Below are 24,609 nucleotides of genomic sequence, written 5' to 3'. Positions count from 1 at the left end.
TCTAGTCCTCATCTGGGTCTAAGTCAATGCTTTCTACCAAAGCCGCTATAGAAGCAGCTTTGATAGTGGCTTCTTGCGTTTTGGTTACTTCCGCCTCTTCAACTTTCAATCCCGGTGGGATTTCAGGGTCTTCTTTGATTGCCTTGGTCAATTCAGTGGCAGAGTTAGTAAATTCAGTGGCTGCCTGAGTTAAGTCTAAAGGAACCTGACTTATTTGAAGAATAAAATCAGCAGATTCCTGCCCTTTCTGAAGCTTATTAAATATTCCCCATTTAAGATTGGGTTGGGGGTTCATAACTCCATACGCCTTTTCGCCCAGCACGCGCCAATTCCTTAAACCATTAGCTACTTTGGCGACGCTTCCGGCACACAATTCAATGCCATTTAAGATGACATCATTCATGCTAGCAATACTTGAGATGATGTTCGCACCAGCTTGATATATACGGTTTGCTTTCGTCCAATCAGCCGATATTTGAGCATAGTTTTCTGCCCCCACAATAGACTTAACAAATGCTTCAATATTGCTGTTAATGATAGTGGCTGCGTCCAGCGGATTACCAGCATCGTCCTTGATTCCAATAGTGGCTAATCCGTTGTTGATTATCTGAAGTAGAGTCTGTCCTAAATTGTTTGAAAGCATCATGGCATTATGAACCGATGCGAGGAAAGTGAGAATGTTTAACACTTTATCTAGTTGAAGCCATGTAGCCATGTTGTTCAATTTGCCCGATAAACCACCGGGTATTTTATCGCCTAACCTGTCTAATACCTCTATTAGTTGTGCGTTACTCCCTGCGTTACTAGTAGCGTTAAATGCGTCTAGCAAGTCTCCTTTGTTCTGATTACTATTGTTGTTTATGTTATTAGCTTGGTTGTTGAGTGCGTTGCTCAAGCATCCACCTTGGGCACTGCTGCAAATTGCCGCACCCGTGGATTGAGTTACTTGCGATGGAGTTATTAGATTCGGTTTTATTGCGCTGGCTGCCCTTGCAGGAATCAAGGGGATTTGGTTGAGCAGCGGGAACATCTGATCAAGCTTTTTATTGGCTTCTTGATTCACTCTTTCTGTGTCCCTGAGTTTTGTGTCTAAATTACTTAGGTCAGCGCGTAAGCCTGTATTTGTTGACTTGAGTTGATTTAAATTAGATTCCAATCCATTAAGTTTTTTCTCTTGGTTCTCAACTGATTTTGTTAGCCCTGTAATTGAGGGTGAAGTCACTACCCCATTTCTTATCTGGCTTATCTGATCATTCTGTTGATTAATCTGCCCAGCCAGATTGCTAATTGAGCCAAAAATCAGGTTATCGTTGGATACAAGCACGCTGTTTTTGGCTTGCTCTGCCTTCTCGAATGAATCCAGGTCAATCCTGATAATAGAATTTTCGTTTTTGAGTTCAATGATTCCTTTCTGGGCCGTTTTTATCTCAGGAAGAACAGCAGACGTAACGCGTTCTGTTACAGATGCAATTAGTCCAGTCGCCTCATTGGTAGTATTGTTAATCCCTTTAAGGGTGCTTTGAATGCTGCTAATCAGTTTTGATTGCAAACCAATATTCTCGTTCGCTTTCTTGATGTTTTCGTTGGCTAACTTACTGGCTTGTTGCGCCTCGGACAATCCCTTTTGAATATTGGAAATATTCGTTTGAATCGTTTGCTGAAAATTATTGCTGGCGTTAGTAATGTATTTGTTAAAATCATTTCTTAAATTAGCAATCGCGTTATTTTGTTTAGTGTTGTAAGAACGCGCTTCTGCCAACGCATCGTTCGCCGCTTTTTTAGCTGCATCAATCCCAGCTTGCAAGATGCCTCTTCCCGCCCTGACCTCATATAATGCATTGTTTGCATTTTCTCGTATCTTTGGCTGTTGCTTTTCTAGTCCGTAAATGCGGTCGCGTAAGCGCTGATTTTCTAGTCTAGCTTCTTCCAACTTATTATTAGCTATTCTGGCTCCCTGGACGCCTCTGATAGCGATTGCAAGCACCTTGGATAATGAATCAGCTAACGAATCAGTGCTTTTGATTTGTGCATCTTGGGTTAATTCAGTCAGCTTTGTTTGGCTCGTAAAGAGCGCCACAATCCCTAGTAGCCCCAATAAGGCGGGGAATGATGCACCTAACTTACCAGCTTTAACGTAATCGCTAGCACCTTTTATTGGCTTTAGTAGTGCATCAAGAAGTTTTTTCATTTTGCTTGATTCTTCGGCAGCTTTCTTAGCAGACTGCTGAACTGTTTTTACTGTTTTTGTAATTACTTCTCCATTCTGTTTTAATATTTTTACCTGTTTAAAGGTATCATTAAATGTTTTGTTTAATCTTCCCTGTTTCAAGACATATTTATCCAGTGATTCTGTCATCATGTACATATAACGTGCGCTAGCGCGTACGTCAGGGATGTATTTTACTATTGCGGAAATTTGACTCATTTAAATATGTTTCCTAATAGAGGAATCTTCTTGATCCGTGCAGCTATTTGAGCCATTGGCTCTAGTATCTGTCCTACTATTCCGATATCTTCGTGATGTTCATTAACCAGATAAGTTAGTTCATCGACTTTGCTGCTTAATTCCCTAATTGCTTTATACAGTTTAGCCACGTCGTCGCTTTGTGACGCCATCAATTCTTCTCCCAATTTTTCTTAATTGTCGCTGCATCTTAAGGCAGTCAAGGCAATCGTAGCCTGGATAACCTGCCTTCCTACCTTTGCATTCACCCTCCCCACAGCCATCACATTTAATCTCGTATTTTGTGCCTGGAATAGAGATTATTAATTTCCCGTCCTTATCGCTTGCCTCGATTACTTGCTCGAAGAGAGGCGTCGGGTCATACCAAGGGTAGGTATACACAAACATGAACCCGCCTGGATTCATGGTCTCTGTCTCGTAATTGTAGTCGTCTTTATACGTATTAGTTTTGTACAACTTGTGTACGCCATCGACGACCATCATTATGTCCATTTCGTGGAACCCATCGGAGGAGTATCCAAAATTTAGATAGATGCGTTCTATACCTATGTCATGAGGTAAATACTCGTTTATGTAATATCCCAAAAATGCGATATGAACGGCGTGCCGTCCTGATATTGTGCGATTAATTTTCTCTACACTAATGGGCGGATTATTGGTCTTGTAAGTTATTCCATCAATTATGATGGCTGCTTCTACTTGCCCTTCATCGCAGTATTTTATCTTTGTCATTGCTCTATTAGAAGATAAATAGCATGGGAGCAAAGCAACACACAATCTACTCCCATTGAATCGATTACATAGCGTCTGGATCTACGCCTCCTCTGGTGTCTATTGTTGTGAATTCTACTAAATACGCATCCACTAACACACGCGTGCCATCTGAGCGCTCGCCAGACGATGTTTGTTGATAAGTAATGGTGATGCTCTGTTCTAAATTAGAGTTGTACCCGTCAGCAGTAAAAAGGGGCATCCACTTTTTAAAAAGCGCCGCGATAATCCCTTCTGCTTTGTTTGATGCGGTTGGCGTTAGGCCTTCCACTGCTAAGTCTGTTTTGGCGATGCTTACTGTATTAATATCCTGGGTATGGCTTGTTCCAAATGCCGCCGTCCCGGTTACTTCTGTCATAGGTTTTTACTATCGCTCATTTAGTATCTATAGATACTATAAGTGCGATTAGTATATAGCGGCAAATTGCAATAAAAAGAAACGCGATTCTGGATGCGATCACTCTTGGGTGAGTAGGATTTGAGTATCAAAAACCCTTATCTCGTCAGGGCAAGATAAGGGTTTTGATTTGTTTTTGAGTAGCAGATGAGTAATACAAAGCGATTTTCTTTGCAAAACCCCTTATTAGCAAGGGTTTAGGTTATCTCAGCTTAAACCACTTATTGCCATTAACCCACGGGTGCATACAATCAAGGCGTAGTACTTGCAAATCAACACCAGCACGTTGAGCAATTTCGCTGTTGATTTGCTGTATCGGAGGTGGAACAAAGATTGACGACATTTGAGACTCCCCGCTCTAAACTAGCAAAGGTACACTTGTGAACCTTGTCCATAGGTATAACCCAAACCTCTGTTTTTCACCTGATTATCCACATCAAACAGTCTATGGCTAAAATTGTTGACTGTATCACGGAAGAACTGCAAGAATTTATTGCCGCCCAACACCTTTTTTTTGTTGGTTCTGCACCCCTAAGTCCTACAGGTCACGTTAACCTTTCTCCCAAAGGTTTAGATAGTTTTCGTATCCTTTCTCCCCACCGAGTAGCTTACTTAGATTTGACAGGTAGTGGTAACGAAACTTCAGCCCATCTCCAAGAAAATGGGCGAATCACCTTTATGTTTTGCGCCTTTGAGGGCCCCCCCTCTATCCTCCGTCTCTATGGTCAGGGATACACGGTTTTACCAGATTCCCCCGACTGGGACTCCCTCTATTCTCTGTTTGAGCAGATTCCTGGAACGCGTCAAATCATTGTTGCGGATATTGAACGCGTGCAGACTTCTTGTGGTTTTGCTGTACCACTCTATGAATATCAAGGTCAACGGCAAACTTTAGTAAATTGGGCAATTAAAAAAGGCGACCAGGGAATTAAAGACTATCAACAGCAGAAAAATGTTGTCAGCATTGATGGTTTAGCAACTCCGCTTAATAAATTACCCTGTGATGTTTAAAATCAAAAGTGATTGGGCACAATGATTTAAAGTCCCATGTATCGACTTGAAAAAAGCTCCCAAATTTTCCCTTCTTTTTTGCTCAGGAATTTCTGCACATATAGCATAGAGCTTTTAATTCATCCAATGATTGTACTTTGCCATTGTTTGGTAGTAACGAGGATTGTCCATGATGCTAAGAAGTGTTAGAATTAGATATAATCTAACTCTAAAATAAACAAAAAACAAATCAATTTGATTGCAGTATGGATTATTTAATTCGTCCACTCACACAAGAAGACGAGCCTTTTCTGTGGCGAATGCTCTATGAAGCAACACAGATGGCAGAAGAAGGTGATCTGACAATAGAGGATGCCATGAATCATCCGGACTTGGCAAAATATGTTAAAAATTGGGGATTTCCAACTGATATGGGTTTTGTTGCTACTTTATTAAGTACTAATCAGCCAGTAGGAGCGGTTTGGCTACGCTTGCTGACAGGTGAAAATAAGGGATATGGTTATGTTGATGATCAAACTCCTGAACTAGCGATCGCAGTTCTGCCCGAATATAGAAATCAAGGAATTGGAACAGGACTAATCACCCATTTGTTAGCAGCCGCTAAAGCCTTATATCCATCAATATCACTCAGTAGCAGAAGTTCTAATCCCGCCCTGTATTTATATAAGCGATGCGGTTGGAAAATCATTGATGGCAGCGATACAATCAACAGAGTTGGTGGTATATCATTGAAGATGAAACTAGATTTTGATTAAACTGAAGTTATGGCAATTATCATTTTTATAGTGCTGATAAATTTGTTTAATCCACATACAAACATCATTTTATGTCCAAGAATTTCACAATAAAATGTTACTCTTTTTTATTTAAAATTTTTCATGAATTACCAAATTGTTGACAAGTTGACTGAAAATCAGATTTTAGAACTAGTAGAATTGTACAGAAACGAATTCTGGAGCAAAAAGCGGACATACCAAGGCGTTGTCAAAATGCTGGCAGCATCAAATATTATGATTGGTTTGGTAGATGAGAGTGAACAGTTGATAGGTTTCACTCGGATTCTGACAGACTTCGTTTATAGGGCAATTATTTACGATGTAATTATTAAGCCTACCTATAGAAAAATCGGTCTTGGTGCTAAATTATTAGATGCAATTATTAATCATCCCCAGTTAAGCAAAGTTGAGCAAGTTGCTCTTTTTTGTTTGCCAGAGATGGTGCCATTTTATGAGCGCTGGGGCTTCACAAGTGCTGTAGGTAAACTTGAATTTATGTACCAATACAACCAACTACCTAAGGAATTTGAAAATGATTGTTAATCCGGAAAATGTCCCTAGTCGGACAACTTCAATTTACCCCGATGAATTTAAGCCTCTCTTGGGAGGAAGAGTCAAACAGGCTTTAGGAAATGCGGCAGGATTGAAAAATTTTGGTGTTAATTTAGTTACTTTGGCACCAGGAAGCTGTTCTGCACTCAGACATTGGCACAGTAAACAAGATGAATTTATTTATGTAATTGAAGGTGAAGTGACCTTAGTTACTAACGAGGGAGAGCAAGTCCTCCAACGGGGAATGGTGGCAGGTTTTCCAGCAGAAAAGGCAGATGGACATCAACTGATAAATAAGTCTCAAACAGTGGTAGTGTATCTAGAAATTGGGGATAGAACCCCTGATGATCAAGTTTACTATCCAGAACATGACTTGGTTGCCAAATCTGATCCTCAGGGGAATTGGATTTTCACACACAGAGACGGTACTCTGTACGAGAGTTGAAACACAACAAAAATCCAATAAATTGACAATATGTCTACCAACGGTATTGAAGATATATACAATAGACTAGATAATTCGGTAACAATCAACAGATTTTCGATATCTGACGCACCCGACAAAGCCATGGCAGTTGCGTAAGTCCTATTTGGGTAAATCATCTAGTCGCATCTTCAAAAAGAAATGGGATGAGTACTCAACCATGAGATATATATATCTGTAGATTGAAGATTTCGCTCCATTGGTCAGAGGGCAGGGATCTGTGAGCTTTCTAAAATTAGCTTAGAAGAACAGAAATAAAATAGCGACGAGTGAAGTCATGCTATTCCAAGATAGAAAATTGGCTGGTCAATTGTTAGCTGGGAAATTAGCAGTTTACGCTAATGTTCCAGATGTAGTAGTGTTAGGGTTGGCAAGGGGTGGCGTACCTGTTGCTTTTGAAGTTGCTAGAGCTATAAATGCGCCCTTGGGGGTGTTAGTGGTACGTAAATTGGGTGTACCTAATCATCAAGAACTGGCAATGGGAGCGATCGCACCTGGTGGTGTGCGGGTACTCAATGAGCAGATTATCTGGGAGGAAAATATCTCTGATCAAGCGATCGCCAGAATAGCCCTGCAAGAACAACGGGAGTTAGAGCGACGAGAACGGCTTTATCAAGGCGATCGCCCTTCCCCAGATTTACAGGGACGCATTGTTATTTTAGTAGATGATGGTTTAGCGACGGGTGCAACCATGTTAGCGGCAATTGTGGCTCTACGGAAACAGCAACCAGCAAGAATTGTGGTTGCAGTACCTGTTGCCGCCTCTCCAACCTACCACGAGTTAGCCCCATCCGTAGATGAAATTGTCTGCATCGCTCAACCCGACCCCTTCAATAGCGTTGGTCTTTGGTACGAACAATTTCCCCAAATCACCGATGATGAAGTCTGCGACCTACTCACAAAAGCTGCAAACAACAATCAACAATTATCCCTGAGTACATAGACTTTTCTGTGGAAAAATTGGAAAAATATGAGCCATGAATTGAAAGAAACTGCATCCCAACTACTGGCCGCTATGCTATCCAACCCCCACATTTACCCACAAGTTAGTGATGACGGGAGCGATGGCAAGATGGAACAGCAACTGATTATTTTAGCTGTGGAAATGGCTTCAAGCTTAATTCAGCATATTGAAAACACCTATCCTCACAGCAATTAGAAACGTTCCTTCGGGTAAGTGTGGATAGTTCACGCGATCATGCCATCCTCTCAACTGCTAAGTGCCGCTGATTTAGTAATAGAACGAGCGAGTCGCAAATGGTTTTGCAGAGTCGGCAAATTTTTAGTCGCCCAATCTTTCAAATCCGGATCATTTCCTTCCTGAGACTGACGCTGAAATAAAGACACATCCTTTACACGATCTGCGATCATTTGGTTCATGTATGCTTTGTCAAAATCTGCCCCTGAAAGCTTCAATAAATTAACTTTCACCTGGCGGTTTTCTTCGCCGATATCTTGTGGTAAAGTCAGACCTTTTTTGGTTGCTAATTTTTGCAGTTCATTGTTCATTTGCGTCTGATCTTGCACCATCAACTGTCCAAAAGCTCTCACCTGATATTTTTGTGCTTTTTCCGATGCCAATTCACCAAGTTCTACTTCTGCTCTAGTGTCCTGAACAGCTTTGGTCATAAATTGCCTATCTGAAGCGCTGAGAGGGTTCTGAGTCAATCTAACAGTAATTGGATTTGGCTGGGCTGTAGTTACATTTTTACCAGATGTACCAATAATAATGCTAATGACTACGAGGCCAGCCATGACTATTTTCTGTATACTCATGACTAAATCTTTTCACTCGTAAGGTTTTTCAGAACTGCCACTGCATTCAAAAATCAAAGTTCAAAAATAAACTAACTAATTGTTTGTGGTTGAAATTTTGTTCGACTATCCCAATAATCAGCCTTGTTAATCTTCACTTTGAGCAAAGCAATATCTGGATCTTCTAATCCTTTAGGAAACCAAGTTTGCAATTCTGGCTTCCATAGCTGTTGCAGCTTATTGCGGTCTTTCACTAGTTGTGCTGAACCAGAAATAGAAATATATCGCTCTTGTTCTGATGAAGACAAACTGAGATTCACCTGTTGACAATGCTCAATTTCCACAACTTTATGGGAACTGGCATAGGTAAACAACCAGATTGCACAATCAGAGTCAATCTCATTATTAGTAAACATTGGGCGACTGTGCAAGCTGCCATCATCATCGACCGTGGTTAACATACCAGCGTCAATATCTTTAATCAGTCTATTCAGTTGCTGAAATTGTTGGTTGCGGTCTGTAGAAATTGTCATTTACTTCCTAACCTCACTCACATTTGACTATGATTTTTATTGCAGGGGAGTTGTTAATTACAACCAGTTTGCTTGGTGGTGACTAATAGCTCCTTGCGTTGATTTTAATGATTTAATCTTTCAATTGCGTGAGCCTAAGGATGGAGTTATGCTTAAATTAGCATTTGTACTTATACCGACAGGCATATTTATTGAGTGATAGTAACTGCTGTTTTTGGTTGTTTCTGACTGGGGAAAAAATTGATGAGGAAGCGGTCTCAGGGCGATTTCGTTATGTAACAGTCTGGACTTGGTGACGCTACGGGAACAATTTAAATTTTGAATTGTTTAAGATTTCCAATTTGTTAACTATAATTAAAATTAAATTCACTCAACAGCTAGTAGAGGCAAATAACGCGATTTTATCAGGGTATTCCAGGAGAAAAGGCTGTGATTCAAGCAATACACACCCAAATCAAAGGAAGAGCTAGATATAAAGTAGATCAACTTTATCAGTCACCATATCTAAAAGAATATTTAGAACGGGTGCTTGGGAGTAAAACAGAAATAATTTATGTTTCTGCTAACCCCTTAACCAGCAATATTTTGGTGATATTCCAGCAAAATAATACCTATAAGCAAATTGCTGCAATAATTGAGAAAATCATATTAGATTATCAAAAACAATATAGGCTGAATCAGCCAAAAAAATCAGCCAAAGCGGCAAATAGAGAGAAAATATCTGTTGTTAATGCCCAAGAGCAAAAAAGAGAAAACTGGCATTTAATGGCAGCAGATAGGGTTTTAAGTAGCTTACATACTTCAAAAACAGCAGGACTATCCAGGGCGTCTGCCACAGCAAACTTGCATAAATTTGGACAAAACGTTTTATCTGCAACAGCAACTCGTTCTAGTTTAAGCATCTTAATTGACCAGTTTCAATCTTTACCAGTAGCTTTACTTGGTGTGGCTGCGGGGATTTCAATTTTGACTGGAGGATTGATTGATGCTGTGGTGATTATGGGTGTTGTTGGTCTCAATGCGGCTATTGGTTACACTACAGAAAGCCAGTCAGAAAAAATCATTCATGCCCTCAAAAGTCGAGAACAAAAATTAACTTGGGTAATCAGAGATAGCAATGCAATAGAAATCCCTACAGAAAATGTGGTTTTGGGAGATATTTTAGTTCTCAAACCTGGCAGTTATGTGGCAGCAGATGCCCGACTGATTGAGGCAGATAACCTGAGTATTGATGAGTCTGCTTTAACGGGAGAAAGCATTCCCGTTGCCAAAATTACGGATTGTCTCACGGGTGAAGCGGCTTCTGCTCAATTAGAGATACCATTAGGCGATCGCCTCAATATGATCTACAAAGGTACTCTAGTCACTGGTGGACAAGGACTAGCGGTGGTGGTGGCCACAGGCAAATTTACAGAAATGGGCAAAATCCAACAACTGGTTAGTGAAGCCACAGCAACAGAAACCCCTCTCACCAGACAACTAGACGAAGTAGGCAGCCAACTAGTTTTAATTGGTATGGGAATCTGCGGTTTAGTCTTTGGTTTAGGGGTGCTGCGGGGCTATGGTTTAGTGCAAATGCTGCAATCATCTATATCTTTAGCGGTAGCAGCAGTGCCAGAAGGGTTGCCAACAATCGCCACTACTACCCTAGCCCTAGGCATCCTCGATATGCGACAAAATAACGTCCTTGTCCGCAGTTTGAGTGCAGTGGAAGCCTTGGGATCAGTGCAGACAATTTGCCTAGATAAAACCGGGACACTGACAGAAAACAAAATGTCCGTGGTAGAAATTCTCACCAACAGCAGACAGATGAAAGTAGCTGATGGTGAGTTTATTGCTAATGAAGAAAATATCAATCCCTATCTCTGCAATGAACTGTTAAAGCTGATTTATGTATCGGTTCTCTGCAACGAAAGTGAAGTTAGCCGGCTTGTTGATGGTGAGTATGTGGTTAAAGGTTCAGCAACCGAAAATGCCATGATTGACATGGCAATTAGTGCCGGGATAGATGCGATCGCTATTCGAGAAAAATATCCCCTGGTGCAAACCAATCTACGGTCAGAAAACCGCAATCTCATGAGTACAATCCATGAGACTGATAATTGTTGGCGGATGGTTGCAGTCAAAGGTAATCCCGCCGAAGTTGCAGAAATATGCCAAGGATGGAGCAAAAATGGGCAAGTAGTGCCATTCACCGAAGCAGACAAACAGGCGATAGAAATCGAAAACGATCGCATGGCCCTTAAAGCCCTGCGGGTGCTGGGAGTAGCTTACAGTTATATTGATCAAGCTACAAAAGACAACAATCATGAGTCAGACTTAATTTGGCTGGGACTTGTGGGAATGGCAGACCCCATCAGAAAAAATGCCAAAGAATTAATTGCCGACTTTCATCAAGCAGGGATTGATACCGTCATGATTACCGGTGATCAAAGTCCCACAGCTTATGCGATCGCCAAAGAATTAGAATTAAACAGAGACCCACAACTAGAAATTCTCGACTCCACTAACCTCAACAATCTCACATCCGAAGAATTAACAGCACTTAGCAACAAAGTTGATGTTTTTGCCCGCATCAGTCCCAGCAATAAACTGCAAATTGTCCAAGCCTTGCAAGCAGCCGGTCAAGTAGTCGCCATGACAGGAGATGGGATCAACGATGCACCAGCACTAAAAGCTGCACAAGTCGGTGTAGCCATGGGCAAAGGCGGAACCGATGTGGCGCGGCAAGTTGCAGACATCGTCTTAGAAGATGACAGACTAGAAACCATGATGATTGCCGTTAGTCGGGGACGGACAATCTACAACAACATCAGAAAATCCGTCCATTTTCTACTAGCCACAAACCTCAGCGAAATCATGGTCATGACCACCGCCATTGCCCTAGGTATAGGCGAACCCTTAAACGCCATCCAACTCCTCTGGCTAAATTTAGTCACTGACATCTTCCCCGGTCTTTCCCTAGCCCTAGAAGCACCAGAACCAGACGTATTAAGTCAGCCACCCCGCAACCCTAAAGAACCGATTATCAAAAATTCTGACTTTGGCAGAATTACATTTGAATCAGCCACCCTATCACTTAGTACCCTCGCCGCCTATAGTTACGCCATTCTTAAATATGGCATTGGGTCAAGGGCCAGCACCGTTGCCTTTATGACTCTGACATCCGGGCAACTGCTACATACTCTTAGCAGCCGTTCCGAAAAACACAGCATATTTAGTTCAGAAAAACTCCCCAATAATCCTTATTTAAATCTTGCCGTTACAGGCTCATTCGCCATCCAATTTTTAGCTATAGCTATTCCTCCACTCAGGACTATTTTGAAAATTACACCCCTGAGTATTGTGGATAGCGTTGTTATTGGTGGTGGTGCTTTGCTGCCCTTGCTGGTAAATGAAAGTACGAAAAAAATTCCCAATCATTAATCTGATTAGCTGGGCATTACCCACCTTTTGTTAATACCCAAGGTGAATATTTATGAAAAAAGATTTCATGTTTACATCAGAATCCGTGACCGAGGGACATCCTGATAAACTTTGTGACCAAATCAGCGATGCGATCGTTGATCGTTTTTTACAACAAAATCCCTACGCTAGAGTAATGACAGAATGTGCTGTATCTCAAGGCATTGTCTTTATAGCTGCTAGATTTGAACCTAACGATAATGTAGATTTCACCAATATTGCTAGACACGTCATTGAGCAAGTTGGTTATGAGCAATCTGATTTCAATGGTAAAAACTGTAGTATTTTGACTAGCTTAACAGAATTGCATCCAGAACCGTATCATTTATTTAATGAAAAAAATCTATCTGATGAAGAAATAGAGAAAATTACCGTTAACAATCAAGCAACAGTTTTTGGATTTGCCTGCAATCAAACAGATAGTCTGATGCCCCTACCCATCTGGCTAGCCCATAAACTAGCTAGACAAATCAGTACTGTGAGACGCCAAAAAATCCTACCATATCTAACCCCAGATGGCAAAACTCAAGTAGGAGTAGAATATAAAAATCGCCGACCTGATAGAATTCACAGCATTACAGTTCTTGCTAGTCAAGATAAACCATCAAAACCTGATTGGCAACAATTACAAAATGATATTCGGGAAACCGTGATTTCTCCTGTATTTGAAAACGAAGATATTAAACCAGATGCCAAAACTAGAATATTTATTAATCCTTATGGCCCGTTTATTGTTGGCGGCCCCGCAGCTCATGCTGGGTTAACAGGCAGAAAAAATGCCATAGATACTTATGGTGAATATTCTAAACATAGTGGTTCAGCTTTGAGCGGTAAAGATCCCATCAGGATAGATAGAATTGGAGCTTATGCCGCCCGTTATGCAGCTAAAAATATAGTATCTGCAAAACTTGCCCAAGAGTGTGAAGTGCAGTTAAGTTATTCTATTGGGCTTTCTCGTCCTGTGAGTATCCAAATAGAAACCTTTGGTACAGGCAAAATTTCTGATGAAGAAATCACCAGAATTGTCGAAAAAAATTTCGATTTTCGGCTGGCTGGAATTATCAATAAATTCAATTTGCGATTTTTGCCATCCTTAACGAAAGGTGGATTTTATAGAAAGCTTGCCGCTTACGGTCATGTGGGGAGGATTGATCTAGATTTGCCTTGGGAAAAGGTGGATAAAGTTGGTGTTTTTTTAGCCTGAATTTAAGTTATAGTAGTGTTATTCAAGTTGAAAAAATATTTTCTTTTTAAACTAACCGCAGAGTATGTAGAGTACGCAGAGAGAATCAAGAGAGATTTTCAATAATTATTTGGGACTGCTATAGTATTTCTATATCAAGCCTAATTAAACGATAAACAGGCGTTATCTTCAATTTAGCTATGCACTTAACTTGGTTAGACAGCAATAGTTGGCTGATTGAAATCGGCAAACAACGAATACTACTTGATCCTTGGTTAGTTGGTTCCTTAACTTTCAATAATTCAGATTGGTTCTTCAAAGGCTCCCGAACTCAAGAACGTTCAATACCAGAAAATATTGACTTGATTCTCCTGTCTCAGGGTTTGGAAGACCATGCTCACCCGCCAACACTCAAGCAGCTTGACCATAATATCAAAGTTGTTGGTTCTCCTAATGCTGCCAAGGTTGTAAAACAGTTGGGTTACACCCAAATAACAGTTCTTGCACCTGGTGAAAGTTTCACACTGAATCAGCAAGTAGAAATCAAAGCTTTTCCCGGTTCCCCAATTGGCCCGACTGTGTTAGAAAATGGTTATCTCGTGAAAGAGTTAGAAAGTGGTTTAACGCTTTACTACGAACCTCACGGTTATCATTCCCCACAACTTCAGCAGGTTGCACCAGTGGATGTGGTAATTACGCCCATTGTGGATTTGGGATTACCATTAATTGGTTCGATTATTAAAGGCACAAAAAGTGCGTTGGCAGTAGCGAAAGTATTGCAACCTCAAATTATGTTACCCACAGCAGCAGGGGGAGATTTGGTGTTTGAGGGATTTTTGAATAAATTCCTGATAGCTACGGGGAATGTTGCAGAATTTCGGGCGTTATTAGAGAATAATAATCTAGGAACCCAGGTGATTGAGCCTACCCCTGGTAGACGGTTTGAACTGCAATTAGAAAAGCGAGAATTAGCCAAATTATAACTAGTATACTGGGGCGGAAATAAAGCTACCATTTAACCCTCTAACGGGAACACCAGAAAATAAATTATCCAATCTTGTGGGATGGGCATCTTGCCCGTCCTTGATGATTAGCGAGCTTTTCGTACCTTGTGCGCAAGTTCTGGTAATTTACCAGGTTATTTCAACTTAATTATACGAAATATTACTAAGCTAATTTGTAATTTTTATGATATAAAAAAACTAGATATATCCAAGGGAGACAGCATGAAACCTTTTGTAAAAGGGGGAGCAACAGCAACAGTAACATTGATCTGGCTGCTATGCTCAACAGCAGCGCAAGCAGCAAATTTTACCCAACCTGTCAAACAGCAACTCCGTCTTTCTCAAAGCCCTACTGATGTTGAGAAGAGCCAACCCTCTACTATCTCCGCACCAAGCACCTTGAAAGGAAACAACGGGGAGGCAGTACAGAAGGATATGGCATCTATCTTACCAGCCGATACACCAATTACGATATCAATTACTACCAAAGCTGAACTTTGGAGATCATTGAGTCGCTTTAACTATTTTCAATCAATTTATGGCTTAGTATCGCAGTTTTTACCACCAGCTTTCAATCTGGATTATACAAAAGATATTGAGTCTTGGTTGGGTGAAGAAGTGGTGCTGGCATTCTTGCCAAAAGCTGAAGATTCCACTGCTACCATAGACACTAGCTTTCTGATGCTGGCTCCAATTAAGGATGAGACGCGCTTGGGGCCGCTGCTAGATAAGCTGAAGGAAAACACAGAAGAGGCAGAAGAGCGGGAGTATAAAGGTTTCACTATTTTGGAACTGAAAACCCCGGAATCTGGGCCCATGTTACCACTACCTTTACCTCGAGTTAATCGCTCTACTTCCGTTCAGGCATATTCTGGGACGAAGGTGGAGAAGCTAGAGCCGAAAAAAAGACAACGGGGATTTGCGATCGCTTCTTTACCAGGATATATTGCGATCGGCGTTTCTGCTAAATCTATTGAGCAGTTAATCGATACGACACAAGCAAACACCGCAACTCTAGCACAAAATCCCAACTATCAGCAGGCTAGTCAATCTCCTCAAGCTAGTCAAGCACTGATTAAATTGTATGAGAACCCGACAACTTTTCTTCCCCTACTACAAGACATCTCAAAAGATCCCAGTCTGTCGATTCCTACCTTTAGTTTTGATAGCATCAATCTAGAACAAATTAAGGTATATAGCAGCATCAATGCCTTGGTTTTTGTGCAACCTGAAGGACTGCGTTTTCAAACCAATGCCTATCGTCAAACACCTACAGATAGAATTAACACTCTTAACCCCCAGTCCGAGACTATTCTCACTCGCATGCCGGCTGCAACTTACTCAACTTTCACCAGTCGCAATCTTAACCAACAGTGGCAAATTTTCGCTACAGCAATTAGTACCAAACCAGAACTTAATAAATGGCTGACAGAATTTCGGAATTTTGTCCGTACTAGCAGCGGCTTAGATATAGACAAAGATATCATTAATTGGATGGACGGTGAATATGGTTTCTTCCTTTTTCCTACCAAGGGAGGACTATTTAAAGTAATAGGAAACAATTTTAATTTAGGGGTAGGCTTGGCTGTACAAACGAACAATCGAGCCGCCGCAGATACCACTCTGAAAAAGTTAAATGAGTTTGTTAAATCCTCTTTAAAAGGGGGCATAGAGGTCAACACTCACACCATTAAGGGTCAACCTGTCACCAGTTGGGATTTTCTGGGTGATTCCTCACAAAGCTTGCTGGCTTATAGTTGGGTAGATGAGAATACAATTGTTGTAACAACTGGGTTTGGGGCAATTGCAGACTTAGTCCCACAGCCTTATATATTGTTACCTAAAACCTATAATTTTACCACTGCTACTAATTCTCTCCCCCATCCAAACCACGGTTATTTTTACGTTAATATGGGGTCTACTCTGTCTTGGGCTTACGGGCTTGTACCTTCCGAATTTAACAGCAACCAATATTTCCAAACTTTTAAACAGATTATTGGCTCGATTTACAGCATTAGTGCTACAACTTCCACAACAGTTGACAGAGAACAATTAGACTTTCTCGTAGTTTTAGCACCCACCAGAAAGCCAAAAGAATAAACAATTGAAAATTCAAGCTACAAAACGCCCGTGAGCTAAATCAATCATAATATTTTAGCTTGGACTAATCCCTCTCTTTATTTGTCAGGGATTTTTTCAGCTAGCCAGGTAAAGAATATAATACCGCAAAGGTCAGCAGCTAAGTCCATTAAATCAAAGCTGCGGTTAGGTGACAATTTTTGTAGACATTCTTCAGTTAATGTTAATAGGCTAACAATTATGGGAGCAAGAGGAAGCGCTATATTTAAGTAATTAATTCTCTGCTTATTTAATGCTAGATGACTTAAAAAAGCCGCAATTCCGATTAAGATAAAATGTCCAACTGTGTCATAAAAGGGAATTGTGGAACTTTTGACAGGAAGCATTTTTAAATATGCAGAAATAATGATTGTCAGCAGAATGCCCAAGTACCCCCAAAATGCAAAAACCCAACGCTGATGAGTGGTCATTTTGATATTTTTTAATTGTCTTGCTGTTGACTACAACAAAAATAAAGAGCATTCCGCATTGGGAGCGCTCTATTTTGATAAAATTATCTGAAGATATTGTGAATTACTCATTAACGATTAAGCGTGTAAATTCGCTTGTTCTTGCAACCAAGGGTCTACGGGTTGTCCATCTTTGCGCTTTAATTCTATTTCCACTACCATCACTTCTTTAGAACCAGGAGGGGCTGGTTTTTTATGAAAAATAATGTCGTAGTCTGCGGGATTATGTTGACGTTCTTGCAACCATTCTTGTACTTTGGTTGTGGCAAAGAATGATTGACCTTGCTCGAACATTCTGGTAATTTGTAATTGGAGGGTGTAGGGATTTATCCGACTCATTTTATATCTCCTTAATCAAATTTATTCTTCTGTGTTAAAATCTACTTTATCATAAATATCTGCTAGCAAAATCTGGCAGGGAACAGTGGCTAAATTTAAGCTGATATCTCTATCTTCAAATTCGGAAAATATCCATTTATTGCTCTCAGCTTTGCAGTATTGCTCAACGTGCATTGTATCTTGGTCTATAAGAATATATTCTTTAAAGCTAGGAATTGTCCGATAAGCAGCAAATTTTTCATCTCTATCATAGCTTCTGGTGGATTTTGATAAAACTTCAGCTATCATTACTGGGTTTGTTAAAGTGTCTTTCCTTCCTTCAGAAAATACCAAAGGAGTTTGGACAACCATCACATCAGGGTAAGTGTGAATTTGCTTGTGAGGAATCCAAAGACGCTGGTCTGTAACAAAGACTCGATAAGGTTGACGCTTGAGAAGATAGTTCAGTGTACCACTGAAATTAAGCGCAATTTGATTATGATTTGGTGTTCCGCCTGTCATTGGTATAATTAATCCATTAATATATTCGTGGCGTATTTCTGAATTAACCTCTAGTTCTAGGTATTCTTCAGGTGAATAGTAGCGTTTTTCTTGGGCAATAGTCATGATATTTTAACTCCTAAGACTGCAAGTTGTTAAGTTATCCAAGCTGTGGCTTTGTAGATTTTGATCACATGACTAATTTATGTAGTTTAAATTGTTAAAACTTTTATGAATAAATTGTGGGCAGGCTGTTCGGCCCGCCCTACAATAATGTTAACTTAAGGCTGCTCGTAAATCGGTTTTCGCTTGTTCTAATGCTTGTGGTAATTTAGTTGCATCTTTTCCGCCGGCTTGGGCTAAATTCGGTCTTCCACCGCCGCCACCACCGCAAATTTTAGCGATCGCACCTACAAATTTACCAGCTTGTAAGCCTTTTTGGTTGACTTCTGGGCTAAAAGCTGCTACAATACTAACCTTTCCTTCTTCGGGAACCGAACCTAAAACTACTGCACCGTTACCGATTTTTTGCAGTAACCTTTCCGCCGCAGATTTCAAAGATTCGGCGTCAACGTCTTCTAGTTGGGCGACAATGATTTTAAATTCGCCGATAGTTTCGGATGTTTGCAGTAAACTGTCAGATTTAGCGATCGCTAATTGCGATTTTAGCGCTTCCAGTTGTTTTTGACTATTTCGCAGTTCGGTTTGCAGAGTTGTGATTCTTTCCGGTACTTCTTCTGGTTTCACCTTAAAGCGATCGCTTAAATCTTTAACCACTTTATCCCGAACATTGAGATAATCCAAAATCGCCGGGCCAGAAACCCCCTCAATCCGTCTTACCCCAGAAGCCACACCAGCCTCAGAAATAATCTTAAAAACGCCGATTTGTGCCGTATTGCTCACATGAGTTCCACCGCAGAGTTCCATTGACACCGCCGGGAAATCAATCACCCGCACTTCGTCGCCGTACTTCTCTCCAAACATTGCCACAGCACCCCTAGCTTTTGCCTCTGCTAAAGGTAATACTTCTATTTTCGCCGAATGGGCTTCAGCAATCCAAGTATTTACCTGTTCTTCAACTTGTTGAACTTCCTCGGCAGTCATTGCACGGGGACAGTTGAAGTCAAAGCGCAACCTGTCAAAGGAAACCAGAGAACCAGCTTGAGAAATCCCGTTATCAACTATTTTCTTTAACGCTGCTTGCAATAGGTGGGTTGCGGTATGATTTGCTTGGGCGCGACGACGACAAGCGGTGTCAATTTGGGCGGTGATGCGATCGCCTACCCTGAGTGTACCCCGTTCAATGCGTCCAAAGTGAACAAAGAAATCAGATTCCTTTTTCACATCTTCCACCCGCACTAAAATCCCATCACCAGAAATATAACCTCTATCCCCAATTTGTCCCCCAGATTCGGCATAAAATGGTGTTGTATCCAAAACAATTTGCACCTCTGTTCCCGCTTCTGCTGCTTCTTGAGAAACACCACCAACTAACAAAACTTCAACTTTCGCCGTTGTCGCAGATTGTTCATAACCGATAAACTCAGTCCCGTGGATATGTTCTGCGAGTTTATCGAGAGAACCTTGAACAGTTAAATCAATGGTTTCGTGTGCAGCTTTGGCGCGTTCCACCTGCTTTTGCATCTCTGCATTGAAACCAGCCTCATCCACAGCGAGGTTATTTTCCTCAGCGATTTCTTGGGTTAATTCTAAGGGGAAACCGTAGGTATCATAAAGAGTAAAAGCACTTTCACCAGTAATTGCGGTTTTTCCTTGCTGCTTGACTGCGGCGATAATTTCCTCAAGTAGTTTTTCCCCTCTATCCAAAGTTCTGAGGAAATTTGCTTCTTCCCGTTGCAATTCAGCCATAATTGCAGCTTCCCGCCGGCGCACATTGGGGTAAGCTGATTCTGAAAGAGAAATTGCAGTTTCGGCAACTTTAGTAGTAAATTCGCCAGAAATACCAATTAATCTGCCATGACGCACCACCCGACGAATTAACCGCCGCAGCACATAACCCCTTCCCACATTAGAAGCGCGGATTTCATCAGCTATCATCTGAACAACAGAACGGACATGATCACCAATTACCTTGAGAGAAGTTTTAGTTTTTTCATCGCTGCTGTGATAGTCAATTCCTGCAATTTGCGCCGCCCTTTGGATGATGGGAAAAATCAAATCAGTTTCATAATTATTCGCCACCTTTTGGAGAATTTGCGCCATTCTATCCAAACCCATGCCGGTGTCGATATTTTGATTTTGCAGCGGTGTTAAACTGCCTGAAGCATCCCGGTTATATTGCATAAATACCAAGTTATAAAACTCGATAAATCGGGAATCGTCTTCTAAATCAATCTGATCGTCTCCCCGTTCTGGGTGAAAATCGTAATATATCTCCGAACAAGGGCCACAGGGGCCAGTGGGGCCAGATACCCAAAAGTTATCATCTGCACCCATGCGTTTAATTCTAGCTGCTGGTACACCGATTTGGTCGCGCCAAATGCCAAAAGCTTCGTCATCTTCCTCAAAAACGCTGACAACGAGGTTTTGGGGAGAAAAACCAAAAACTTTTGTAGATAATTCCCAACCCCAGGCGATCGCTTGTTCTTTAAAATAATCACCAAAGCTAAAGTTACCCAACATTTCAAAAAACGTATGATGGCGTTTAGTACGCCCCACATTTTCGATATCGTTGGTGCGGATACACTTTTGCGATGTAGTCACCCGTTTAAATTCCGGTGTGCGCTGTCCGAGAAAAATGGGTTTAAATGGTAGCATCCCCGCGATCGTCAGCAGCACAGTTGGATCTTCTGGCACGAGGGAGGCACTTGGCAGAATTTGGTGTCCCCGTTGGGCGTAGAAGTCGAGGAATAAAGCGCGAATTTCGTTACCGCTAAGATTTTGGGGATTTGAAGACATGGCTGTTTGCTTTCGTTAGGTTCAATTAACTGGGGAACATCTGGTATTACTGACAAAGTATGCCCCAGGAAAAGACATCTGTGCCACAAGTTTACCGCTGATTTAGCTGTCCCATCGTCTACTAGGCTGACTTACACCAACAGCGTAATTACATTTTCGCACTTTGTTTCGTGCTGTTGCCAACTAACTATGCCCAATAGTTAATGCTCTCAGGCAATTCATCTAACTTTAGTGGGATAACTATACTGGCTTAGATCAATGATACTAATTTTAAGGGAATTTCTGAAGAAATTATTTCAAATTAGCTGAAAGGTCAAGTATGGCGCTAAAAATGAAAGTATCGAATCTTGCTTGTGACAAATGTGCAGAAACTATTACTCAATCTATCCACACGATGATGCCTGATGCCAAAGTCGATATTGATGTCAACGCTAAGACTGTTACTGTTGATTCCGTAGCTTTTAAATCCATAGCTTCTGAGGAGTCAATCAAACAGGTAATTGTTGCGGCTGGATATCACATTGAAGGTTATTCATAGTTATCCTAACTTGTAAAAAAGTTAGCTAAATTAGGGGCTACTCCAGATAATTTTTCCTTATAGTACGGTTCTCTGATGTTTCTGCCCTAGGGACGGGCGGAGTGGTAATGATTTCCCCTGCTTACAGTTAGGGCATGGAGTTCAGGTGTTTGATTAAATCAGCTTATGTATATTTACGGCTAGTTTAACAAACCTTCATAAAAATCTAGATAATTAACATAGATATGCCTTAGCAGAAAAAAGCAATTTCTGTCTTCTGCCAACAGAATGCAAAGCTTCCTCACAAGGTGCTTGGCAAGGCTTCTGCCCTTCTATCATTGGTTTAGCAGTCACTTTTACCCCAGTAAACGGCTTCCTCAACTAAGAGAACTTGTATATTTACGACATAAAACATAACAAGTTTGCCGGTATAAATAAAAAATATTTAATGCTATAAATAAGGGTAAAACTACGGTTGCCTAATGTGACAAAAACAGCGTTTACTATGTTTTAGCTGCGTTTCAGCTAACTATCACGTAGAAATTACAGTCATATTTTTTTGCCGCCAGATAATATTCAGTATTTATACTGTTTGAAAAAAATTGTCAAAAGACCGACAGTTAGTATCAGAAGAAATTTTTCTACAATTACAAACAAGTCCAATCATTTAGAGAGGGGATTAAAACTGGCAATTGATTGTAATTTTAGCGGTAAGAAAATTAAATTTTATTTTTGCTATCTCTTGGTGAGTCTGTGAACTAAAGAACACCCAGACTATCAGAAATAGACTAGCGTAGCGAAGCTATGACTATCGTCTGAGGTTTAAATGCTTTCTCTGATTTTGAAATAGGGCACAACGCAAATCAATGAATATTTCTATTCTGGTCTTTGGAAGTAAATACTTTTTGGCGACACTTCCAGATCAGATTCGTTATCCAAGCGGTTTTAGCGTAGAAGCGATCGCCAATCTCAATCAGGCAGTATCGCACATTCAAGCTGCGCCACCGGATATAATCCTTGTACAAGCTGGGCTAGATGACAGCAAGGAACTATGCTCCTGGCTGAAAAATCAGACAAACCTATCTTGGATATACTGTATATTATTCGAGGATCGTCCTCATTTGCTGGCCCAAAGAAGCAACCGTGGCTGGGAGTGGGAGTTAGAAATGACTGCTACGGCATTAAACGAAGGCGCTGATGCTTATATTTGGCAGTTGCCAGCAAAAGATACAGACCATAGCATACAGTCGAGTGCTAACAACCAAATCATACTAGCTCATTTGAGCGTTGGCTTGCGGAAAGCCCAAAAATACCGCGATTTGCTGCGGACAAATGATTTGTTGTCAACATTCGCCTTAGCTGATGCATTGACAGAATTGAAGAATCGCCGTGCTTTAGAATGGGACTTACCTAGGCAAATTAAAAAAGCTAGACAACAGGGAAATTCCTTAAGCTTGATTATTCTCGATGTAGACTATTTCAAAAAAGTTAACGATGCTTACGGACATTTAGTTGGCGATCGCGTTTTGCAGTTATTATCTAGCCGTTTGCGTCACAGTCTGCGTTGTCAAGACACTGCATTCCGTTATGGTGGTGAAGAATTTGTTGTGCTTTTAGCGAATACAACAGGTGAAGAAGCCCTAGTTGTAGCCCGTCGTCTCAATCGCATCGTTGATCAAGAACCATTTACCATTAGCAATCAACTAGCAATTAATGTCACCATTAGCTTGGGTACAGCATCTTTAGAAACAGAGGATGATGAGCAGGGTTTGACACTGCTACATCGTGCCGATCAATGTCTGCTGGAAGCCAAAGCAACCGGGCGCAACAAGGTGGTTAGTTGGAGTTATCTATCCCATGTTTCTCGTCTCAAAGCGGTTTCTTTTTAAGCGTCCTGAGTTCTAATGGCATTTTGACAATCTTCCACCGAAGCGCGTTGTTCCATAGCCTTAACTAAAGCTTGATAACTAGACCAATTTTCTTCTAGTAAGTTTTTTGCCTGGAGGGCATAAAACCGCTCTTTTTGCTGACAAACCGCTTCAGAAAAGCCCAAAGTTGTCAAAACCCCTTTTAACTTGCCCAAATCATCACTTCCCCCTTCAGCACTATTAAATACTAGGTTTTCCGCAGCGATTCCCGCCATCCAAACAGTGCAGTAACGATCTACCATTTGCACACCGATTTTACCCAATTTCAATTGAGATGCTAATTCCTCATCTGCAAAAGTGACGCCCCCTTGTCCCGGTTGTCCTTGCTTCCAAGCTTCCCAAGCGCTGAGAGTGTAGCCTGTAGCGGGAATTCCCAGGAGGTGAGCAATGAGAAAGTGTCCGGCTTCGTGGTGGAGAATGCGATCGCGATATTCTTTAGAAAAACCGGCAATCCAATCTAAAAATATCGTACCCCCCATCCCCTGCAAACTGAAACTATCCAGGGTCGCTATGCCTAAAATAGTAAAAGTAGCAAGGGCAGGAACTGCGGGCGATAGATGTACCAATGGCCCCAGCAGTGTGGACACAGTGATGAGGAAGACAGATATTGCAACTAAATTTAAAGCAGTTTGGCTCATTATGATATACTTGTGTAAGTTAAAGCTACATATAAATACATAAAATATTTTTTCGGGAATTGTTAAAACCCACAGTGAATATACACAATATAAAATACAAAACCTCCTACGCCTAGAGGAAAATAGTGCGAAATCCTAAATGGCTGGCTCTGTTGTTAAGCTTATCTCTAGCAGCGACACCGCAGATAGCGTCTGCCCAAACCATTATTGACCTGTTGTTTCAACAAGGTAATGCTGCCCAAGAAGCCGGGAAATACTCCGAGGCTGAAGAGATTTGGCGCAAAGTTCTGCAACTTGACCCCAATAATGCTGATGCTTACAACAATCTGGGCAATGCGCTGGGTAACCAGAAGAAACTAGATGAAGCTGTAGTTGCCTACCAAAAAGCCATCCAACTTAACCCCAATTATGCCTATGCTTACAACAATCTGGGCATTGCGCTGGGTAACCAGAAGAAACTAGATGAAGCTGTAGCTGTCTACCAAAAAGCCATCCAACTCAACCCCAATTATGCTGATGCTTACAACAATCTGGGCATTGCACTGGGTAACCAGAAGAAACTAGATGAAGCTGTAGTTGCCTTCCAAAAAGCCATCCAACTCAACCCCAATTATGCTGATGCTTACAACAATCTGGGCATTGCACTGGGTAACCAGAAGAAACTAGATGAAGCTGTAGCTGTCTACCAAAAAGCCATCCAACTCAACCCCAATTATGCTGATGCTTACAACAATCTGGGCATTGCACTGGGTAACCAGAAGAAACTAGATGAAGCTGTAGTTGCCTTCCAAAAAGCCATCCAACT

24 protein-coding genes and 1 pseudogene are annotated in these 24,609 nt (G+C 41.2%); 13 read left to right on the top strand and 12 right to left on the bottom strand.

The genetic code is table 11. The features are described 5' to 3' along the window. Window position 1: 1 nt before the first annotated feature. From H6G32_RS24025 to H6G32_RS24005, 5 genes and pseudogenes are all read right to left on the bottom strand, one after another. Window positions 2-2,425 (bottom strand): hypothetical protein, encoded by a 2,424-nt coding sequence (locus H6G32_RS24025; protein ID WP_190462900.1) that lies wholly within the window; start codon window positions 2,423-2,425, stop codon window positions 2-4. Beyond that, the gene (locus H6G32_RS24020) at window positions 2,422-2,616 is read right to left on the bottom strand and encodes a hypothetical protein (protein WP_190462897.1); all 195 of its coding nucleotides are present in this window, start codon (window positions 2,614-2,616) and stop codon (window positions 2,422-2,424) included. The genes H6G32_RS24025 and H6G32_RS24020 overlap by 4 nt, the downstream gene beginning before the upstream one ends. Beyond that, window positions 2,588-3,196 carry a hypothetical protein gene (locus H6G32_RS24015; RefSeq protein WP_190462895.1) on the bottom strand — a complete coding sequence of 203 codons (609 nt, stop codon included), beginning with the start codon at window positions 3,194-3,196 and terminating at the stop codon, window positions 2,588-2,590. The genes H6G32_RS24020 and H6G32_RS24015 overlap by 29 nt, the downstream gene beginning before the upstream one ends. A gap of 64 nt (window positions 3,197-3,260) precedes the next feature. Further along, the gene (locus H6G32_RS24010) at window positions 3,261-3,593 is read right to left on the bottom strand and encodes a hypothetical protein (protein ID WP_190462893.1); all 333 of its coding nucleotides are present in this window, start codon (window positions 3,591-3,593) and stop codon (window positions 3,261-3,263) included. Window positions 3,594-3,837: 244 nt separating this feature from the next. Next, window positions 3,838-3,975: pseudogene (locus H6G32_RS24005) on the bottom strand (1-aminocyclopropane-1-carboxylate deaminase/D-cysteine desulfhydrase); the annotation flags it as partial. 104 nt (window positions 3,976-4,079) lie between these two features. Here H6G32_RS24005 and H6G32_RS24000 point away from each other — a divergent pair. The 6 genes from H6G32_RS24000 to H6G32_RS23975 all read left to right on the top strand — a co-directional run bounded on the left by H6G32_RS24000 (window position 4,080) and on the right by H6G32_RS23975 (window position 7,614). After that, window positions 4,080-4,643: a pyridoxamine 5'-phosphate oxidase family protein gene (locus tag H6G32_RS24000; protein WP_190462892.1), complete on the top strand. Its 564-nt coding sequence runs from the start codon at window positions 4,080-4,082 to the stop codon at window positions 4,641-4,643. A 245-nt stretch (window positions 4,644-4,888) separates the two neighbouring features. After that, on the top strand, window positions 4,889-5,398 hold the full coding sequence (locus tag H6G32_RS23995; protein ID WP_190462890.1) for a GNAT family N-acetyltransferase: 510 nt from the start codon (window positions 4,889-4,891) through the stop codon (window positions 5,396-5,398). Window positions 5,399-5,521: 123 nt separating this feature from the next. Continuing rightward, window positions 5,522-5,962 (top strand): GNAT family N-acetyltransferase, encoded by a 441-nt coding sequence (locus H6G32_RS23990; RefSeq protein WP_190462888.1) that lies wholly within the window; start codon window positions 5,522-5,524, stop codon window positions 5,960-5,962. Further along, a complete protein-coding gene (locus tag H6G32_RS23985; protein WP_190462886.1) occupies window positions 5,952-6,416 on the top strand; it encodes a cupin domain-containing protein in 465 nt (154 codons plus the stop codon). Before H6G32_RS23990 ends, H6G32_RS23985 begins: the two co-directional genes overlap by 11 nt. Before the next feature lie 316 nt (window positions 6,417-6,732). Continuing rightward, the gene (locus H6G32_RS23980) at window positions 6,733-7,398 is read left to right on the top strand and encodes a phosphoribosyltransferase (protein ID WP_190462884.1); all 666 of its coding nucleotides are present in this window, start codon (window positions 6,733-6,735) and stop codon (window positions 7,396-7,398) included. A gap of 27 nt (window positions 7,399-7,425) precedes the next feature. After that, the gene (locus H6G32_RS23975) at window positions 7,426-7,614 is read left to right on the top strand and encodes a hypothetical protein (RefSeq protein WP_190462881.1); all 189 of its coding nucleotides are present in this window, start codon (window positions 7,426-7,428) and stop codon (window positions 7,612-7,614) included. Window positions 7,615-7,664: 50 nt separating this feature from the next. On the opposite strand, the gene H6G32_RS23970 is transcribed toward H6G32_RS23975, so the two are convergent. Both H6G32_RS23970 and H6G32_RS23965 read right to left on the bottom strand, forming a co-directional pair. Further along, on the bottom strand, window positions 7,665-8,210 hold the full coding sequence (locus tag H6G32_RS23970) for a DUF4142 domain-containing protein (protein WP_242046720.1): 546 nt from the start codon (window positions 8,208-8,210) through the stop codon (window positions 7,665-7,667). 92 nt (window positions 8,211-8,302) lie between these two features. Further along, window positions 8,303-8,743, bottom strand: coding sequence for a pyridoxamine 5'-phosphate oxidase family protein (locus H6G32_RS23965; RefSeq protein ID WP_190462876.1), 441 nt, complete (start codon window positions 8,741-8,743; stop codon window positions 8,303-8,305). Window positions 8,744-9,172: 429 nt separating this feature from the next. On the opposite strand from H6G32_RS23965, the gene H6G32_RS23960 reads away from it, so the two are divergent. The 4 genes from H6G32_RS23960 to H6G32_RS23945 all read left to right on the top strand — a co-directional run bounded on the left by H6G32_RS23960 (window position 9,173) and on the right by H6G32_RS23945 (window position 16,495). Continuing rightward, window positions 9,173-12,169, top strand: coding sequence for a cation-translocating P-type ATPase (locus H6G32_RS23960; protein ID WP_190462874.1), 2,997 nt, complete (start codon window positions 9,173-9,175; stop codon window positions 12,167-12,169). A gap of 52 nt (window positions 12,170-12,221) precedes the next feature. Then, window positions 12,222-13,412 (top strand): methionine adenosyltransferase, encoded by a 1,191-nt coding sequence (metK, locus tag H6G32_RS23955; protein ID WP_190462872.1) that lies wholly within the window; start codon window positions 12,222-12,224, stop codon window positions 13,410-13,412. A gap of 179 nt (window positions 13,413-13,591) precedes the next feature. Continuing rightward, window positions 13,592-14,374, top strand: coding sequence for an MBL fold metallo-hydrolase (locus tag H6G32_RS23950; protein WP_190462870.1), 783 nt, complete (start codon window positions 13,592-13,594; stop codon window positions 14,372-14,374). A 243-nt stretch (window positions 14,375-14,617) separates the two neighbouring features. Beyond that, window positions 14,618-16,495 (top strand): DUF3352 domain-containing protein, encoded by a 1,878-nt coding sequence (locus H6G32_RS23945; RefSeq protein WP_190462868.1) that lies wholly within the window; start codon window positions 14,618-14,620, stop codon window positions 16,493-16,495. Between the two features lie 77 nt (window positions 16,496-16,572). Here the strand turns inward: H6G32_RS23945 and H6G32_RS23940 are convergent, their stop codons facing one another. From H6G32_RS23940 to alaS, 4 genes are all read right to left on the bottom strand, one after another. Continuing rightward, window positions 16,573-16,944 carry a VanZ family protein gene (locus tag H6G32_RS23940; RefSeq protein WP_190462866.1) on the bottom strand — a complete coding sequence of 124 codons (372 nt, stop codon included), beginning with the start codon at window positions 16,942-16,944 and terminating at the stop codon, window positions 16,573-16,575. A gap of 117 nt (window positions 16,945-17,061) precedes the next feature. Continuing rightward, complete coding sequence (locus H6G32_RS23935) at window positions 17,062-17,322, bottom strand: hypothetical protein (RefSeq protein ID WP_190462865.1); 261 nt, start codon at window positions 17,320-17,322, stop codon at window positions 17,062-17,064. 21 nt (window positions 17,323-17,343) lie between these two features. After that, window positions 17,344-17,928, bottom strand: a complete 585-nt coding sequence (locus H6G32_RS23930; RefSeq protein WP_190462862.1) for a Uma2 family endonuclease — start codon at window positions 17,926-17,928, stop codon at window positions 17,344-17,346. Between the two features lie 150 nt (window positions 17,929-18,078). Continuing rightward, complete coding sequence (gene alaS, locus H6G32_RS23925) at window positions 18,079-20,721, bottom strand: alanine--tRNA ligase (protein WP_190462860.1); 2,643 nt, start codon at window positions 20,719-20,721, stop codon at window positions 18,079-18,081. A 319-nt stretch (window positions 20,722-21,040) separates the two neighbouring features. Here alaS and H6G32_RS23920 point away from each other — a divergent pair, with 319 nt between their 5' ends. Together H6G32_RS23920 and H6G32_RS23915 are read left to right on the top strand one after the other, a co-directional pair. Next, window positions 21,041-21,259, top strand: a complete 219-nt coding sequence (locus tag H6G32_RS23920) for a heavy-metal-associated domain-containing protein (RefSeq protein WP_190462857.1) — start codon at window positions 21,041-21,043, stop codon at window positions 21,257-21,259. A gap of 845 nt (window positions 21,260-22,104) precedes the next feature. After that, window positions 22,105-23,127 (top strand): diguanylate cyclase, encoded by a 1,023-nt coding sequence (locus tag H6G32_RS23915; protein ID WP_190462855.1) that lies wholly within the window; start codon window positions 22,105-22,107, stop codon window positions 23,125-23,127. Here H6G32_RS23915 and H6G32_RS23910 read toward each other — a convergent pair. Next, window positions 23,124-23,804, bottom strand: coding sequence for an ATP-dependent Zn protease (locus H6G32_RS23910; protein WP_190462853.1), 681 nt, complete (start codon window positions 23,802-23,804; stop codon window positions 23,124-23,126). The genes H6G32_RS23915 and H6G32_RS23910 overlap by 4 nt on opposite strands. 125 nt (window positions 23,805-23,929) lie before the next feature. Here H6G32_RS23910 and H6G32_RS23905 point away from each other — a divergent pair. Continuing rightward, window positions 23,930-24,609: tetratricopeptide repeat protein (locus H6G32_RS23905; protein WP_190462851.1), on the top strand; the 680-nt coding region annotated here is incomplete at its 3' end.

Source organism: Cylindrospermum sp. FACHB-282 (genome assembly GCF_014697195.1).
Lineage (GTDB): Bacteria > Cyanobacteriota > Cyanobacteriia > Cyanobacteriales > Nostocaceae > Cylindrospermum.
This window is presented reverse-complemented; position numbering and strand designations above follow the sequence as displayed.